The 13,649-nt window shown below is 48.9% G+C and carries 18 protein-coding genes and 1 rRNA gene; 6 read left to right on the top strand and 13 right to left on the bottom strand.

The window, feature by feature from the left end; all coding sequences use genetic code 11:
- Positions 1-114: ribosomal RNA gene (locus KD147_RS04315) — 16S ribosomal RNA — on the bottom strand; the annotation flags it as partial.
- 661 nt (positions 115-775) lie between these two features.
- Here KD147_RS04315 and KD147_RS04320 point away from each other — a divergent pair.
- Entirely contained in the window at positions 776-1,321 is a 546-nt protein-coding gene (locus tag KD147_RS04320) for a gamma carbonic anhydrase family protein (RefSeq protein ID WP_105188780.1), read from the top strand.
- Here KD147_RS04320 and KD147_RS04325 read toward each other — a convergent pair.
- Both KD147_RS04325 and aroE read right to left on the bottom strand, forming a co-directional pair.
- The gene (locus KD147_RS04325) at positions 1,305-1,544 is read right to left on the bottom strand and encodes a DUF1488 family protein (RefSeq protein WP_105188779.1); all 240 of its coding nucleotides are present in this window, start codon (positions 1,542-1,544) and stop codon (positions 1,305-1,307) included. The genes KD147_RS04320 and KD147_RS04325 overlap by 17 nt on opposite strands.
- Positions 1,544-2,365: a shikimate dehydrogenase gene (gene aroE, locus KD147_RS04330; RefSeq protein WP_212547049.1), complete on the bottom strand. Its 822-nt coding sequence runs from the start codon at positions 2,363-2,365 to the stop codon at positions 1,544-1,546. Before aroE ends, KD147_RS04325 begins: the two co-directional genes overlap by 1 nt.
- A 26-nt stretch (positions 2,366-2,391) precedes the next feature.
- Here aroE and KD147_RS04335 point away from each other — a divergent pair, with 26 nt between their 5' ends.
- Entirely contained in the window at positions 2,392-2,853 is a 462-nt protein-coding gene (locus KD147_RS04335; RefSeq protein ID WP_212547050.1) for a group II truncated hemoglobin, read from the top strand.
- A 31-nt stretch (positions 2,854-2,884) separates the two neighbouring features.
- Here the strand turns inward: KD147_RS04335 and hemF are convergent, their stop codons facing one another.
- The 6 genes from hemF to KD147_RS04365 all read right to left on the bottom strand — a co-directional run bounded on the left by hemF (position 2,885) and on the right by KD147_RS04365 (position 7,774).
- Positions 2,885-3,793 (bottom strand): oxygen-dependent coproporphyrinogen oxidase, encoded by a 909-nt coding sequence (hemF, locus tag KD147_RS04340; protein ID WP_212547051.1) that lies wholly within the window; start codon positions 3,791-3,793, stop codon positions 2,885-2,887.
- Positions 3,794-3,795: 2 nt separating this feature from the next.
- The gene (tsaC, locus tag KD147_RS04345) at positions 3,796-4,359 is read right to left on the bottom strand and encodes an L-threonylcarbamoyladenylate synthase type 1 TsaC (RefSeq protein WP_212547052.1); all 564 of its coding nucleotides are present in this window, start codon (positions 4,357-4,359) and stop codon (positions 3,796-3,798) included.
- Complete coding sequence (locus tag KD147_RS04350) at positions 4,356-4,943, bottom strand: DNA topoisomerase family protein (protein WP_212547053.1); 588 nt, start codon at positions 4,941-4,943, stop codon at positions 4,356-4,358. Before KD147_RS04350 ends, tsaC begins: the two co-directional genes overlap by 4 nt.
- A gap of 62 nt (positions 4,944-5,005) precedes the next feature.
- A complete protein-coding gene (locus tag KD147_RS04355) occupies positions 5,006-5,479 on the bottom strand; it encodes a DUF494 family protein (protein ID WP_105253353.1) in 474 nt (157 codons plus the stop codon).
- 1 nt (position 5,480) lies between these two features.
- Positions 5,481-6,602: a DNA-processing protein DprA gene (gene dprA / locus KD147_RS04360; protein WP_249318964.1), complete on the bottom strand. Its 1,122-nt coding sequence runs from the start codon at positions 6,600-6,602 to the stop codon at positions 5,481-5,483.
- 47 nt (positions 6,603-6,649) lie between these two features.
- Entirely contained in the window at positions 6,650-7,774 is a 1,125-nt protein-coding gene (locus tag KD147_RS04365; protein ID WP_105253355.1) for a LysM peptidoglycan-binding domain-containing protein, read from the bottom strand.
- 130 nt (positions 7,775-7,904) lie between these two features.
- Between KD147_RS04365 and def the strand changes: the two genes are divergently transcribed.
- The 4 genes from def to trkA are packed head-to-tail and all read left to right on the top strand — an operon-like array spanning position 7,905 to position 12,046.
- Entirely contained in the window at positions 7,905-8,414 is a 510-nt protein-coding gene (gene def, locus KD147_RS04370) for a peptide deformylase (RefSeq protein WP_212547054.1), read from the top strand.
- A 15-nt stretch (positions 8,415-8,429) separates the two neighbouring features.
- Positions 8,430-9,386 carry a methionyl-tRNA formyltransferase gene (gene fmt / locus KD147_RS04375; RefSeq protein ID WP_105253357.1) on the top strand — a complete coding sequence of 319 codons (957 nt, stop codon included), beginning with the start codon at positions 8,430-8,432 and terminating at the stop codon, positions 9,384-9,386.
- Positions 9,370-10,662 carry a 16S rRNA (cytosine(967)-C(5))-methyltransferase RsmB gene (gene rsmB, locus KD147_RS04380; RefSeq protein ID WP_105253358.1) on the top strand — a complete coding sequence of 431 codons (1,293 nt, stop codon included), beginning with the start codon at positions 9,370-9,372 and terminating at the stop codon, positions 10,660-10,662. The genes fmt and rsmB overlap by 17 nt, the downstream gene beginning before the upstream one ends.
- 7 nt (positions 10,663-10,669) lie before the next feature.
- Positions 10,670-12,046 (top strand): Trk system potassium transporter TrkA, encoded by a 1,377-nt coding sequence (trkA, locus tag KD147_RS04385; protein WP_105201210.1) that lies wholly within the window; start codon positions 10,670-10,672, stop codon positions 12,044-12,046.
- A 66-nt stretch (positions 12,047-12,112) separates the two neighbouring features.
- On the opposite strand, the gene KD147_RS04390 is transcribed toward trkA, so the two are convergent.
- From KD147_RS04390 to KD147_RS04405, 4 genes are read right to left on the bottom strand one after another with little or no spacing between them, the layout of a single operon-like run.
- On the bottom strand, positions 12,113-12,334 hold the full coding sequence (locus KD147_RS04390; RefSeq protein ID WP_105188768.1) for an EF-hand domain-containing protein: 222 nt from the start codon (positions 12,332-12,334) through the stop codon (positions 12,113-12,115).
- 29 nt (positions 12,335-12,363) lie between these two features.
- A complete protein-coding gene (locus KD147_RS04395) occupies positions 12,364-12,582 on the bottom strand; it encodes an EF-hand domain-containing protein (protein WP_105188767.1) in 219 nt (72 codons plus the stop codon).
- Between the two features lie 15 nt (positions 12,583-12,597).
- Entirely contained in the window at positions 12,598-12,816 is a 219-nt protein-coding gene (locus KD147_RS04400; RefSeq protein WP_105253360.1) for an EF-hand domain-containing protein, read from the bottom strand.
- 38 nt (positions 12,817-12,854) lie between these two features.
- Positions 12,855-13,067 (bottom strand): EF-hand domain-containing protein, encoded by a 213-nt coding sequence (locus KD147_RS04405; protein ID WP_105253361.1) that lies wholly within the window; start codon positions 13,065-13,067, stop codon positions 12,855-12,857.
- Positions 13,068-13,649 lie beyond the last annotated feature (582 nt).

Genomic DNA, 13,649 nt, shown 5'->3' on the forward strand with positions numbered 1-13,649 from the left:
TCACCCGTCCGCCGCTCGTCATCTTCTAGCAAGCTAGAAATGTTACCGCTCGACTTGCATGTGTTAGGCCTGCCGCCAGCGTTCAATCTGAGCCATGATCAAACTCTTCAATTAAAAGTTTTTTGAAACCGAAGTTTCGTGCTCAATGAATACTGTGATGATATCTTTCGATATCGAATTGACTGTGCTGAATAAATTTCTTTATTCCGTTGGTCACTCACTTTCCATTTAAGGAAAAAACATTGAGACTCTAAATTTGTTTGCGTCATCTAGCGAACTAGAATCTGCTGTTAGAACTCAATCTGTACGAGTGCCCACACAGATGATTGCTTCATATTTTTAAAGAACAGGTCCGGTTACCCGGTTTCGAGTTGCTTTCGCGTCTCGAGGGCTGTGCATTCTACTCAACCCTGATTTGTTGTCAACACTTAATTTTGAGAAAGTTTAATGTTTTTCAAAACTCAGTTTTACTTGACTCCCTGAGTCGCTAGCGCCTCGCTATGCGTTGCTGCCTGCCGTCTCAGTGGGGTCGCATTATAGGGAGAAACGATTTCTACGCAACCCCTTTTTTAAAGAAAATTGCTAAAAATGGATCGTTCGTCTAAAAAGCGCTCGATAGACATACTTTTTCTACGTTATTAACCAGATTCTTACCTCAAATCACTTAGCAAACTAGACGTATGGCGTTTTTTCGTACGACTAATGTTTATTGCGTAGCTGCTCTGCCCTAGTTAGAGTTAGGGTACTAGTCATAGCTCGGTGATAGGAACCTGATATGAGCTTACAAAGTTACAAAGATAAATCCCCCCTTGTTCATAAGTCGGCATACATTCATGAGTCGGCCGTAATCGTTGGCGACGTAGAAATCGCAGAAGACGCCAGCATCTGGCCCTTGGTTGCCGCTCGAGGTGACGTCAACTATATGCGTATCGGTAAACGCTCTAATATTCAGGATGGGAGTGTACTGCATCTGACTCGCGCCAGCGCCTCGAACCCAGAAGGTTATCCGCTGATTATTGGCGAGGATGTGACCGTAGGCCATAAGGCCATGTTGCACGGATGTCGCCTTGGCAATCGTATATTGGTTGGCATGGGTGCCATTATTATGGATAACGTCATAGTGGAAGATGATGTCATTATTGGTGGTGGTGCTCTCGTGCCTCCAAACAAGACCCTTGAGTCAGGCTATTTATACGTGGGTAGCCCGGTAAAGCAGGCGCGTCCATTAAGCGATGAAGAACGCGCCTTCTTAAAGGTATCGGCAGATAACTATGTGCGTCTAAAGGAAGAATATCTAAACGACGTTAAGCCAGTGCTTTAATTTGTACTTCGCCTTCCTCACCGAAGGCTTCCTCTTCTATTTGTTGCTCGGCCAACTCTTCATAATCAAAGCGATGCTCGGCAAAATGCGCCAGTGCATCGCTGCGCTCCTTTACTTTAAGCTCAATAATACAAGGTAAAAGCAGCCCATTAACCATGGCGTAAAAGGTAATTACGCCGTTTTCGTATTCTACTCTGTCAACAAATTGAATTGCTTGATTCATTATAATCGCCCCTCTTTTAGCGCTGCTATTATAGGCGCACATTCGGGCATTTGCCCACGCCAAAGTTTATACGCATGGGCCGCTTGCGCCACCAACATACCCAAACCATCCGCGGTTGCTACGTTCGGATTAACCTCAGACGCCCAGCGCATGAAAGAAGTGGCCTGCTCAGCATAAAACATATCGTAGGCAAACTGGGCCCCTTCAAGATAGCTGGGATCAATGCCAGGCAATGCATTGGTGACGCTTGAAGATGTTGAATTTATGACAATATCCCAGTTTTGCGTGTTTTTATCTGTTAAGCCCGCATAACTGACATTTTGGTATTGACCGATACGCTCTACCAACAGCCGTGCTTTTTCCTCGGTACGATTGACCACATGCAGTTGTTCAACCCCAGCTTCTAGCAAGGGCAGCGCTGCACCTTTGGCCGCCCCACCGGCCCCAATTAGCAAGACATGCTTGCCTGCCAGTGAGCCGTCAAGTCGCTCCAGGTCACTCACCAAGCCAATGCCATCTGTATTATCACCCCTTAATACCCCGCCTTCTTCAAGGATTAGGGTGTTTACGGCGCCAGCAAGACGCGCTCGCTCACTAAGGGTATCAACCAGGGCAAAGGCCTGCTCTTTAAATGGCAGGGTAACATTAGCCCCGCAGCCACCTTGGCGAAAAAACTCACTGACGCAGTCAACAAAGCCGTCGAGCGGTGCTAAAATGCGCTGATATTCTATTTGTTCACCTAATTGCGCCGCAAAGGCATGGTGAATGAGGGGTGATTTTGAGTGCGCTATGGGGTTACCAAACACCGCGTATTTATCCATTATCCTTTCCTTATATCGAGCGCATCATGAAGCAGTTACTAAAACGCATCTTTAGCAAAGATGCAAAAAATTCTCAGCAAAGTACGGACGACGTCCACCCTGATGTTGAACGTACCCCCTACGAGCTAATGGGTGGCGAACAGGGTGCCCGTGCCCTCGCCAATCGATTCTACGACATAATGGCCAGCGATGCGTACGCCAAGCCCTTATATGATATGCATCCGCAGCCACTGGATCGTATTCGCCAGGTCTTCTTTGAGTTTTTATCCGGTTGGCTAGGTGGCCCGGACCTGTTTGTAGAAAAATATGGTCATCCGCGCTTACGTCAACGCCATATGCCCTTCCCGGTCACCGCAGAGCTTAGAGATCAGTGGATGTACTGTATGAATAAGGCACTGGATATGGAAGTCGATAATCCGGTGCTACGTGAGGGTCTGCGACAGTCGCTAACCCAGCTGGCGACCCATATGATCAATAGCGACAACTAAAAAACGCGGCATCGGCCGCGTTTTTCTACTCTTATAACCAGTCTTTTGGTTTGAGGTAATGCTCATAGAGTTGAGACTCTGGTGAACCCGGCTCGGGGTTAAAGTCGTATTCCCAACGCGCCAAAGGTGGCATCGACATCAATATCGACTCGGTACGCCCACCGGTTTGTAAACCAAACAAGGTGCCTCTATCCCACACCAGGTTAAATTCCACATAACGACCACGACGGTATAGCTGGAACTGACGCTCTGCCTCGCCATAAGGCGTGTCTTTACGCTTTGCAATCAAAGGTAGGTAAGCATCCAGGTAGCCGTTACCCACTGCCTGCATAAAGGCAAAACTCTTCTCAAAGCCCCATTCGTTAAGATCATCGAAGAAAAGTCCACCAACGCCACGCGTCTCATCTCGGTGTTTCAGGTAAAAGTATTCGTCACACCAGGTTTTATACTTGGGGTACACCTCATCACCAAATGGGACGCATAAGTCATGAGCAACCTGGTGCCAATGCTGTACATCTTCGAGTTGTGGATAAAAGGGGGTTAAATCAAAACCGCCACCAAACCACCAAATCGGCTCCTCATCCTCTTTTTCGGCGATAAAGAAACGCACATTGGCATGACTGGTGGGAATATGTGGATTTTTCGGGTGAATAACCAGGGATACGCCACAGGCATGAAAGCTACGACCGGCCAATTCCGGACGATGAGCGGTGGCCGAAGCAGGCATGGAAGCACCAAACACATGAGAGTAGTTCACACCGCCTTGTTCGATCACATTGCCGTCACGGAGCACTCGGGTACGACCGCCGCCGCCCTCTTCACGTTGCCAGGCATCTTCAACAAACTTGGTACCGCCATCGGCTTCTTCCAATCCGGCACAAATTTTATCCTGCAACGCCATTAAATAGGCTTTAACCTGGGTCAGTAACTCTGATTGCATACTTATCCTCGAATGATTTGTCCGTTCATGGCATCTTTGATCACACTTGGCTGGGTACCGCCGCCCAGGGGCTCGTCAACGTAAAAACCAACGCGATCACCAAAAGTAGTTTGTCCTTGGGCGATAGACGCAACCGGGTCCTGACCGCTGAGGTTCGCACTCGTAGAAACGATTGGGCCACCAAACTCCTGACATAAGCGCTTAACCGTGGGGTGGGCACTCACGCGCACGGCGATAGAGTCAAACGCGCCAGTGAGCCACTTCGGCGTACTTGCCGCTGCGGGCATGACCCAGGTCACAGCGCCTGGCCACTGCGAGAAAATATCCGCGCGCTTATCCATTGGAATGCGATGATCGGCCACATAAGGAAGTAATTGGCCATAGTTGTCGGCGATTAAAATCAGGCCTTTTTCAACTGGGCGTTGTTTGATTGCCAATAAGGCCTCAACGGCCTCTTGATTCATAGGGTCACAGCCTAAACCGTATACCGCCTCGGTCGGGTAAAGGATCACTTCGCCCTGCTGTAAACTGCTCAGCGCCGTTTTCGGCTGCACTGCATCGCTCACTGTCCGCTCTCCACATCATCGGGCTGTTTGTGCCCACAATTCTTTTGCGGGCATTGTAGCATAGCTCCCTCGGCAAAGTGGCGTTTCATCATGACCGGCCAATGGCATTGCTCACACCCCACCGCAACCGGCGGGTAATTCACGCTGTACTTGCACTTAGGATAGGCATCGCAGGAATAAAAGGTCTTACCATATTTGCTGCTGCGCTGAGTTAAATGGCCTTTTTTGCACTTGGGGCAAGGCGGCAAAGTACTCGCCTGCTCGTTTTGCTCGCGCTGATCGGCGATATAGTGACATTCGGGAAAGTTGGTGCAGCCGATAAACATACCAAAACGACCGTTTTTAACCGCCAGCGGTGCGCTACATTGGGGGCATGGATTATCTTCAAGGACTTTTAAGGTACTGGTGTCATGCTGATGCAAAGGGCGAATAAAATGACACGCTGGATAACTGGCACAACCTAAAAAGGCGCCAGATTTGGAATGGCGCATCACCAGCTCGCTGCCGCACTCGGGACACACCTCGTACTCTTTTTCCAACGCGTGTTTATCGGCATTAAATAAAGAATGATCAATTTTCGTCATGCGCACCCCAGCCCCTTGGTTAATGTGCGCCCAATATACTCAGACTCCGATGAAGATCAAGCTTAATGAAGGGTCGGATTAGGGTCGTCAAAGATCAAATCTTCCATCTGCGCATAGGCCAGCTCCTGGCCGGGCACACTGAGCAACACCATCAACACCACCCACTTCAAGTCATCCAATGCTATTTGCGCATGATCTAATGCCATGGCCCTGTCTATTACCATTTCACGCGTGGTGCTGTTGATTACTCCCACTTGCTCTAAAAACAGTAGGAAGCCTTGGCATTGCATATCGAGCTTAATGCTTTCCTCGCCGGTATAGATACGGCAGGCCGCAGTGGGTGCGGTGTGCAGATAGGGCAATTCATCACTGTGCTGGAGCTGGGCCAGTTGTTCGAGCCAGTCCAGCGCCTTGTATATTTCCGGGCTGTTAAAACCAGCCTTCAGTAGCTCATCGGTAAGCGCGCTCTCTTCAACGAAAATTTCGCTTTCGTTATGAATATAGTTTTCAAACAAATACATTAGGATATCAAACATGTCACTCGCCCCCTACTCTGGTATAGCCGCCCGAAGTGCTAGTAATGCTGCCCTCGAGTTCTAGGTCTATTAATAGCGTTAATAACTGCGCGATTGGAATCTGCGAACTCACCGCAATAGCATCTATGCTGGTCGGCTCAAAACCAATATGGCGAAGTAAAGTGTTCTCACCCTCTTTTTGCTCTTCCCTCTTATTTATATATAGACCCTTTTGTTGATAACAACCTAATTCGGCTAACACATCTTCGGCATTTTCCACCAAGGCCGCCCCATGCTTTATCAAAGCGTGACAACCACGGGAATACGGATTATTCACCGCCCCCGGCATGGCCATCACCTCACGGTTATAATCCATCGCCAATTCGGCGGTGATCAAAGAGCCACTCTTTTGCTCCGCTTCGACCACTAGGGTAGCCAAACTCAACCCGGCAATAATGCGATTTCGCCGGGGAAAATGCTGGGCCCGTGGCGGGGTCCCAGGTAAAAACTCACTGACCAACAAACCGTGCTGGGCTATTTGCTCCCATAGCGCCTTATTTCTGCGCGGGTAACATAAATCAACTCCCGTCCCCAGTACCGCTAATGTCGCGCCACCATTGTGCAATGCTCCCTGATGGGCGCTGGCATCTATGCCCATGGCCATACCCGAAGTCACCACTATTTCGGCGTCACTCAGTTGCGCCGCAAATTCAAAAGCATGGCGTTTCCCCCCCACGCTCGCACCACGACTGCCAACAATCGCCACCTGAGGCCGGCTCAACAAGGTGCTATTACCTAGACAAAACAATAACAAAGGTGGGTCTGGCAGCTCCTTTAATAACGGCGGATATAAGGGGTTAACCAGGCTGATCACAGCTATGCCCTGACGCTGATACTCACTGAGCTGGTGTTGCAGAGGTTCAAGTTTAGTAGCGGTTAAACGGGTAGCAATATCACGGCGCAAACCAGCTTCAATAAGCGTTTCTGTATTATCGAACAGGTCGCTAATGGCAAGGTGTTGCAGCAAGGAGTAGGCGCTACGCAAGCCAAGACCCGGGGTGCGCATTAATGCCAATAAGATAGCATCGGCACGAAGTAAATCGGCCTCAGAAGAGGCCGATGGAATAAATTCACTCTGTGTCATGCTCCCTCCTTGAGCAAGACCCAAAAGCTTGTTACGGAAAGCGTCGGTTAGTCGACGCTTACAACATCTCCGACACGAATGGGTCGTAATGTTTTAGTAATGATGGCATAGCTTACGCGTTCCTGAACTTTAAGAACCATTAGCTCACCCACTTTTTCCTTGGGCATATGCCAGGTCTTATTGTCCGCATCCTCTTCCATGCCCATGCCTTCTTCCATATTCGACATAAACTTATCATAGGTGCTGGAGTCTTCTTTGTATTGAGGACCATCACGACCGTCGATTACGGTGGGTGACTGACGACGAATATCAAACATATGACCCGCTTTCACTTCGTCCACCATGCCACGGTTGAGTACCACGATATCCATCTTACTGAATTCGCGTAGCTGATTACTCGAGGCGATAATTTCACCATCAATTTCAGTCTCTGGGCGACGCATCTGGAAGGTCGCAGGCAAACTCTGACCTTGGCTAACCGGCATTAAGAAATCACCGGCGTTGATTTCGCGCTTAACGCCATCAACAAAGATGGACGCAGGCACACCAGCATTGACATCCCCACTGCGGAACGCCTTAGCGGTAGCCACCAGTTTTACCTCATAACCCAACAATTCTTCGGTTTGCGGGTCAATATAAGGTCGGTTTTTGTGGTAGATGGCATAGCTACGGTTACGTTCCAGGTCACCTTTAACGTAAAGAATATGGCCCTGCGTAGAGCGTTTCACATTCTCGTTGGCGCCCAGTACATAAGGCTGCGCATTAATCTTTTCTTCACTGAGAGCCTGGTCGTAAGTTAAAAACGGACGCAGTAGCTCCAACGACAAGGTGGGTAGCGCGTCACGCTTCATCGTCTTACGACCATGGGGCGATAGTTTCTGATAGTTATCCGGGCGTTTAACCACTAGACGCGGTCGCCCTTGGGCGTCGTACACTAGATACAGTGTATCGCCAGGGTAAATAAGGTGTGGGTTGTCAATTTGTGGGTTCATTTGCCAAAGCTCTGGCCACAGCCAAGGCTTGTCCAAATAAATAGCAGAGATATCCCAAAGTGTATCTCCCTTTTTCACCACATATTGTTCTGGTGCGTCGTCTTTGACTGCTAAAACATCTGCTAATGATGGAAAAGCAACCGCAAGAGCAAATACGGCAGCTGATAGCTGTTTAATCATTGTAATGAGCTTCCTAAAGCTTGTTTTATTATATTTATTACCCAATAACCTGTTAAAGGTGCACACGAATGGCTAAAATAAAAACATAACACAATACCTGATATTTAGCACAATTTTTAATAAGGCAATTATGGCACTTTTAGAAGTACTTAGGTTCCCAGATGAACGTTTACGCACGATTGCTGCACCGGTCGAACAAGTCGATGACGGCATTCGTAGCATTACCGAAAACATGTTAGCAACCATGTATGACGAAAATGGTATCGGTTTAGCGGCAACGCAAGTTGATATTCACCAACGCATTGTTGTTATTGATGTTTCCGAGGAACGTAATGAACCTTTGATCCTCATCAACCCAGAGATCACGCACAAAGATGGTTCTACCGTCAGCGAAGAAGGATGTTTGTCTGTTCCCCATTCTTATGCCAAGGTTGATCGCGCCGAAACCGTAACCGTTAAAGCCCTCAACGCCCAGGGTCAAGAGTTTACTTTAGACGCCGATGGTTTATTGGCCATCTGTATTCAACACGAACTAGATCACCTAGTTGGTAAGTTATTTATTGATTACTTGTCGCCGTTAAAACGCCAGCGTATCCGTAAAAAGCTTGAGAAAGAAGCGCGCCTGGCTGCCAAAGCTTAATTACAAGGAATCACAGTGACACAAGCCCTTCGCATTGTATTTGCCGGTACACCGGACTTTGCTGCACGCCATTTGCAGGCCTTAATCGACTCCGAGCATGAGCTGGTTGGCGTATATAGCCAGCCGGATCGCCCCGCCGGGCGTGGTAAAAAACTCAAAGCCAGTGAGGTAAAAACCCTGGCCCTTGAGCACAACCTGCCGGTGTTTCAACCAGAAAGTCTCAAAAGTGAAGAAGCGCAGCAACAATTGGCTGCGTTAAATGCCGATATCATGGTGGTGGTCGCCTATGGCCTACTGCTGCCGAAAAGCATTCTAGAGACTCCAAAACTCGGTTGCATCAACGTCCATGGCTCGATTCTGCCGCGCTGGCGCGGCGCCGCTCCGATTCAAAGAGCAATTTGGGCCGGTGATCATGAAACCGGTGTGACCATAATGCAAATGGATGAAGGCTTAGATACCGGTGACATGCTCAGCGTGAGTCGTTGCGCCATCGATGCCAAGGAAACCTCAGCGTCCCTGTACGCCAAATTAGCAGAACTTGGCCCCGCCGCGCTTATTGAAACGCTGGCAAATATAAAAGCCATTAAGCCGCAGCAACAGGACGAGCAGTTGGCTAACTATGCGAAAAAGCTCTCCAAACAAGAAGCCCTGTTGGATTGGCAGCTGGATGCGGCACAATTAGAGCGCAATATTCGCGCCTTCAACCCCTGGCCCGTTAGTTACACGGAAATGGCTGGCAATACGGTAAAGGTATGGCAAGCCGAGGTGGTTGCCGAGCAAGGCACGCCGGGCACCATTTTACGTGCTGATAAAAGTGGCATTGTGATCGCCTGTGCGAGCGATGCACTGTGCATCACCGAGCTGCAACCCCAAGGTAAAAAGCCGATGTCGAGCCAGGATTTCCTAAACGGCCGTGCCGACTGGGTCACCGTTGGCAGCTCATTAATCACTGCGGATGACCAGGGTGAGTAATGTTCGCGCCCAGGCGGCGCACACCCTTTACCAGGTGGTCGACAAAGGCATTTCTCTGTCTGTGGCCCTGCCCAGGTACAGCCGCGATCTAAGCCCGCAAGACAAGGCACTAATGCAACAGATTTGCTTTGGTGTTTTACGTTATTTGCCGAGCCTGGAATTTTATTGCCAACAGTTACTCGAAAAGCCATTGAAAGGAAAAAGCCGGGTTTATCAATTTCTGCTCTACGTCGGCTTGTATCAATTGCAATATATGCGCGTGCCCGAGCATGCCGCCGTGGCCGAAACGGTCAATGCCCTCAAATCGATGCGTGCGGTGGGCCTCAAAGGCCTGGTTAACGCCGTGCTACGCACCTTTCAACGCCAACAACAAGGCCTGGAAGAGCAAGCGGAACAAATCGATGCCTGCAAATACAATCACCCCGGCTGGTTGATTAAAAAGCTACAACGTGATTACCCAGAGCAATGGCAGGATATTATCGAGGAAAATCAGCAACAGGCCCCCATGTGGCTGCGAGCGAATAATCGCATTAATAGCCGCGATGCCTATGCCGATAAACTGTTTGATCAAAACATTGGCTTTAGCATAGATGAAGCATTCCAAGATGCTATCCGCCTCGATAAGGCCATGGATGTGTTTGCCCTGCCCGAATTCGAGCGCGGCGCCTGTTCGGTACAGGATGCGGCGGCCCAACAAGCGGCAAGGCTTCTGGACCCACAAGATGGTGAATTGATCTTGGACGCCTGTGCGGCGCCCGGTGGCAAAACCTGTCATATTCTCGAGCTTGCCGATGCCCGCGTCGTCGCTTTGGATGCCGATGCTCAGCGCCTTGAGCGCGTTAATGAAAACCTAGAGCGAATCGGTTTAAACGCCGAATTGATCTGCGCCCAGGCGGAGCAAACAGAGCAATGGTATCAAGGTGAGCAGTTCGACCGTATTCTCCTTGATGTGCCCTGCTCGGCCACCGGGGTGATCCGCCGTCATCCGGATATCAAGTGGCTGCGTCGCGGCAGCGATATCGATGAACTGGCGCAACTGCAAGCCAGCATACTGGACGCCATTTGGCCGCTGCTCAAACCGGGCGGTACTCTGGTTTACGCCACCTGCTCGGTATTAAGCGAAGAAAACCAATCGCAAATACGAGCATTTTTAGCCAAACATGGTGACGCCAAGCATATAGCGTTGCATGATAAGGATACCGAGCAGCAGCCGGGTTGGCAGTTGTTGCCGGGAGAAACCGATGGTTTTTACTACGCAAAAATAATAAAGCAGTGACATAGTCATGAAAATTATCATCTTAGGTGCAGGCCAGGTTGGCGGCACATTAGCGGAAAACTTAGTGGGTGAGCAAAACGAGATCACCGTGGTCGATATCGACGGTGACCGTTTGCGCGAGCTGCAAGACAAATATGACTTGCAAGGCGTTAATGGCCACAGTGCTCACCCCGATGTGCTGCGCAAGGCTGGCGCCGAAGATGCGGATATGATCATCGCCGTGACGAGCTCCGACGAAGTGAACATGGTGGCCTGTCAGGTTGCCTACAGTATCTTTAACACCCCGACTAAAATTGCGCGGATCCGCTCGGAACAATACTTACGTTATCGCCAGCAGTTATTCCACAATGATGACCTGCCCGTTGATCACTACATTGCACCCGAGGCTCTGGTCACCAAGTATATTCGCCGCTTAATCGACTACCCTGGCGCCCTGCAGGTGTTGCAGTTTGCCGACGGTAAGCTGTCCTTGGTAGCAGTTAAGGCCTACTACGGCGGGATGCTGGTTGGTTATGCACTCTCGGCATTAAAAGAACATATTCCCAATGTGGAAACCCGGGTTGCCGCCATTTACCGTCAAGGTAAGGCCATCAAGCCGCTAGGAACCACGGTTATCGAAGCCGATGATGAAGTCTTCTTTATCGCCGCAACCAAGCATATTCGCGCGGTAATGAGCGAGCTGCAAAAGCTGGAACGTTCATATAAAAAGATCATGATTGCCGGCGGCGGTAACATAGGCGCAGGCTTGGCTCGCTCATTGGAAAAAAATCACAGCGTCAAGCTGCTGGAGCGCAATCCTATGCGGGCCGAGCAACTCTCGGAAATGCTTGACGATACCGTGGTCTTCTGTGGTGACGCCTCGGATCAGGAGCTGCTGTCGGAAGAGCATATCGAGCAGGTAGATGTCTTTATCGCCGTGACCAACGATGATGAAGCGAATATCATGTCGGCCATGCTGGCCAAGCGCATGGGTGCGCAAAAAACCATGGTGCTAATTCAGCGTGGTGCCTATGTGGATCTGGTTCAAGGTGGTGAAATCGATATTGCCATTTCGCCGCAACAAGCGACCATATCGGCCCTGTTAACCCATGTTCGCCGCGGTGATATAGTGAACGTTTACTCACTGCGTAAGGGTGCTGCTGAAGCCATTGAAGCTGTGGCCCATGGCGATGAAAACACTTCTAAGGTGGTGGGTCGTGCCATTAGTGAAATCAAACTCCCTTCGGGCACTACCATTGGCGCCATAGTGCGTAATGATGATGTGCTTATCGCCCATGACGACACCGTGATTCAAAGCGGCGACCATGTGATCATGTTCTTGATCGACAAAAAGCATATTCATGTAGTCGAGAAGCTCTTCCAAGTCAGCGCCATGTTCTTATAAGCAAAAAAAAGCAGCTTTAGTTGGAAACTAAATGCTGCTTTTTGCTTCTCTAATGGATTTAGGTGTTTACTCAATATTGGCAAACTCTTCTGGCGATAGCTCGCCGTTACCATCGATATCAAGCTCATCGAATTTAGCCATCACCTCGGCATCGGCGCTCGCTTCTTCCTTGCTGATGCTGCCATTACCATCAACATCAAGCGATTCAAACGTCGCACCAGTGCCTGCAAAGGCGGTTGAAGATGATGCCAAAATTGCCATAGCTAGTAGTGTATTGGTCGTTTTCATAACTTGCTCCAAAAATTCAAAAAGTAAACTTACTGAACTGCCGCGAACTCTTGCTCGCTCAGCTGGCCGTCTTTGTTACTGTCCAAGTCCTTAAACTGTTGCATCAATTCAGGATATTGAGCCGCTTCTTCCATGCTGATAGCGCCATCGCTATCTACGTCCACGTTGTTAAATTCCAAGTCCATCGCGAATGCCGACGATGCACTGACTAAGCCGATTAAGGCGATTGCTTTAGAGGTCTTATTCATTGTTAACTCCCTGTGTTATTTCGCGTTAGCGAACTCTTCTTGAGACAGCTCGCCATCTACATTAGTGTCTAAGTCTTTGAACTGGCTGATTAGCTCTGGGTGCTTTGAGGCTTCTTCCATGCTAATGGCGCCATTGCCATCGGTGTCTATCGTGGCGAAGTCAGCTGCTAAGGCAAAGGCCGCAGAAGAACCGACAAGGGCGCATAGCGCTAAAATATGCTTAGATTTATTCATCATTAACTCCTACTGATAACTGCAATAACTGCTGAAAATTACTGTGCTTTATCGAACTCGGCTTGTGAAAGCTCGCCGTTACCGTCGCTATCTAATTGTGCAAATTGCTCGGCTAGTGCAGCATCAGCGGCAGCTTCTTGCACGGAGATAGCACCGTTGCCATCAACATCAAGAGTTGAGAAATCGGCAGCGAATGCTGCGCTTGATGCGGCTAGCGTGATCAGAGCGATAGTTGCTGTCATTGGTTTCATATTGCTTTCCTTCCTACTTGTTTTGGTGTGAACCTTGACGAATTCATATTCGCCGTCACATTTTCGATTCTCTAGGACTATTACAAATCCGATGCCAAAAATTAAAAATCAAATAAATTCAATAAGTTAATTTTTTATTTGCCAAAACACTCTGGTTTTCACCGCTTTTTCTGTTGCCATTTCGCGACAAGCTCGACGCTCTGGAAATAAAATCCATGTTTTTCATGGAGTTAGTTATTTTTAATGGGGATTTCATTCAGAAACCACACAAATGGTCGACACGCTTTTATGATTTTTATCTGAATAGAAGTGCCAAGTGGCAGATTTTGATAAGAGAGAAAAAATAATTTAATAGTTATAAATCATATAGTTATTTTTTTTATGCACTTTTTTTAAAATTAATTTCATAGCCAGAACACGGTCATAGATAAATTGTTGCCTTTTAGCAACACACAGGGCCTTGTTCAGGTTGGCGCGGGTGAATTAATAAGAGTGACCTGAGTGACGCTTGAAGTTGGTAATAGTGATAACAATTCTTCCTGAAGCTTGGGCCCGGATCGGGCATCCACGCCCTCGCGTTCG

It is taken from the genome of Pseudoalteromonas sp. BDTF-M6, from assembly GCF_018334135.1.
Lineage (GTDB): Bacteria > Pseudomonadota > Gammaproteobacteria > Enterobacterales > Alteromonadaceae > Pseudoalteromonas.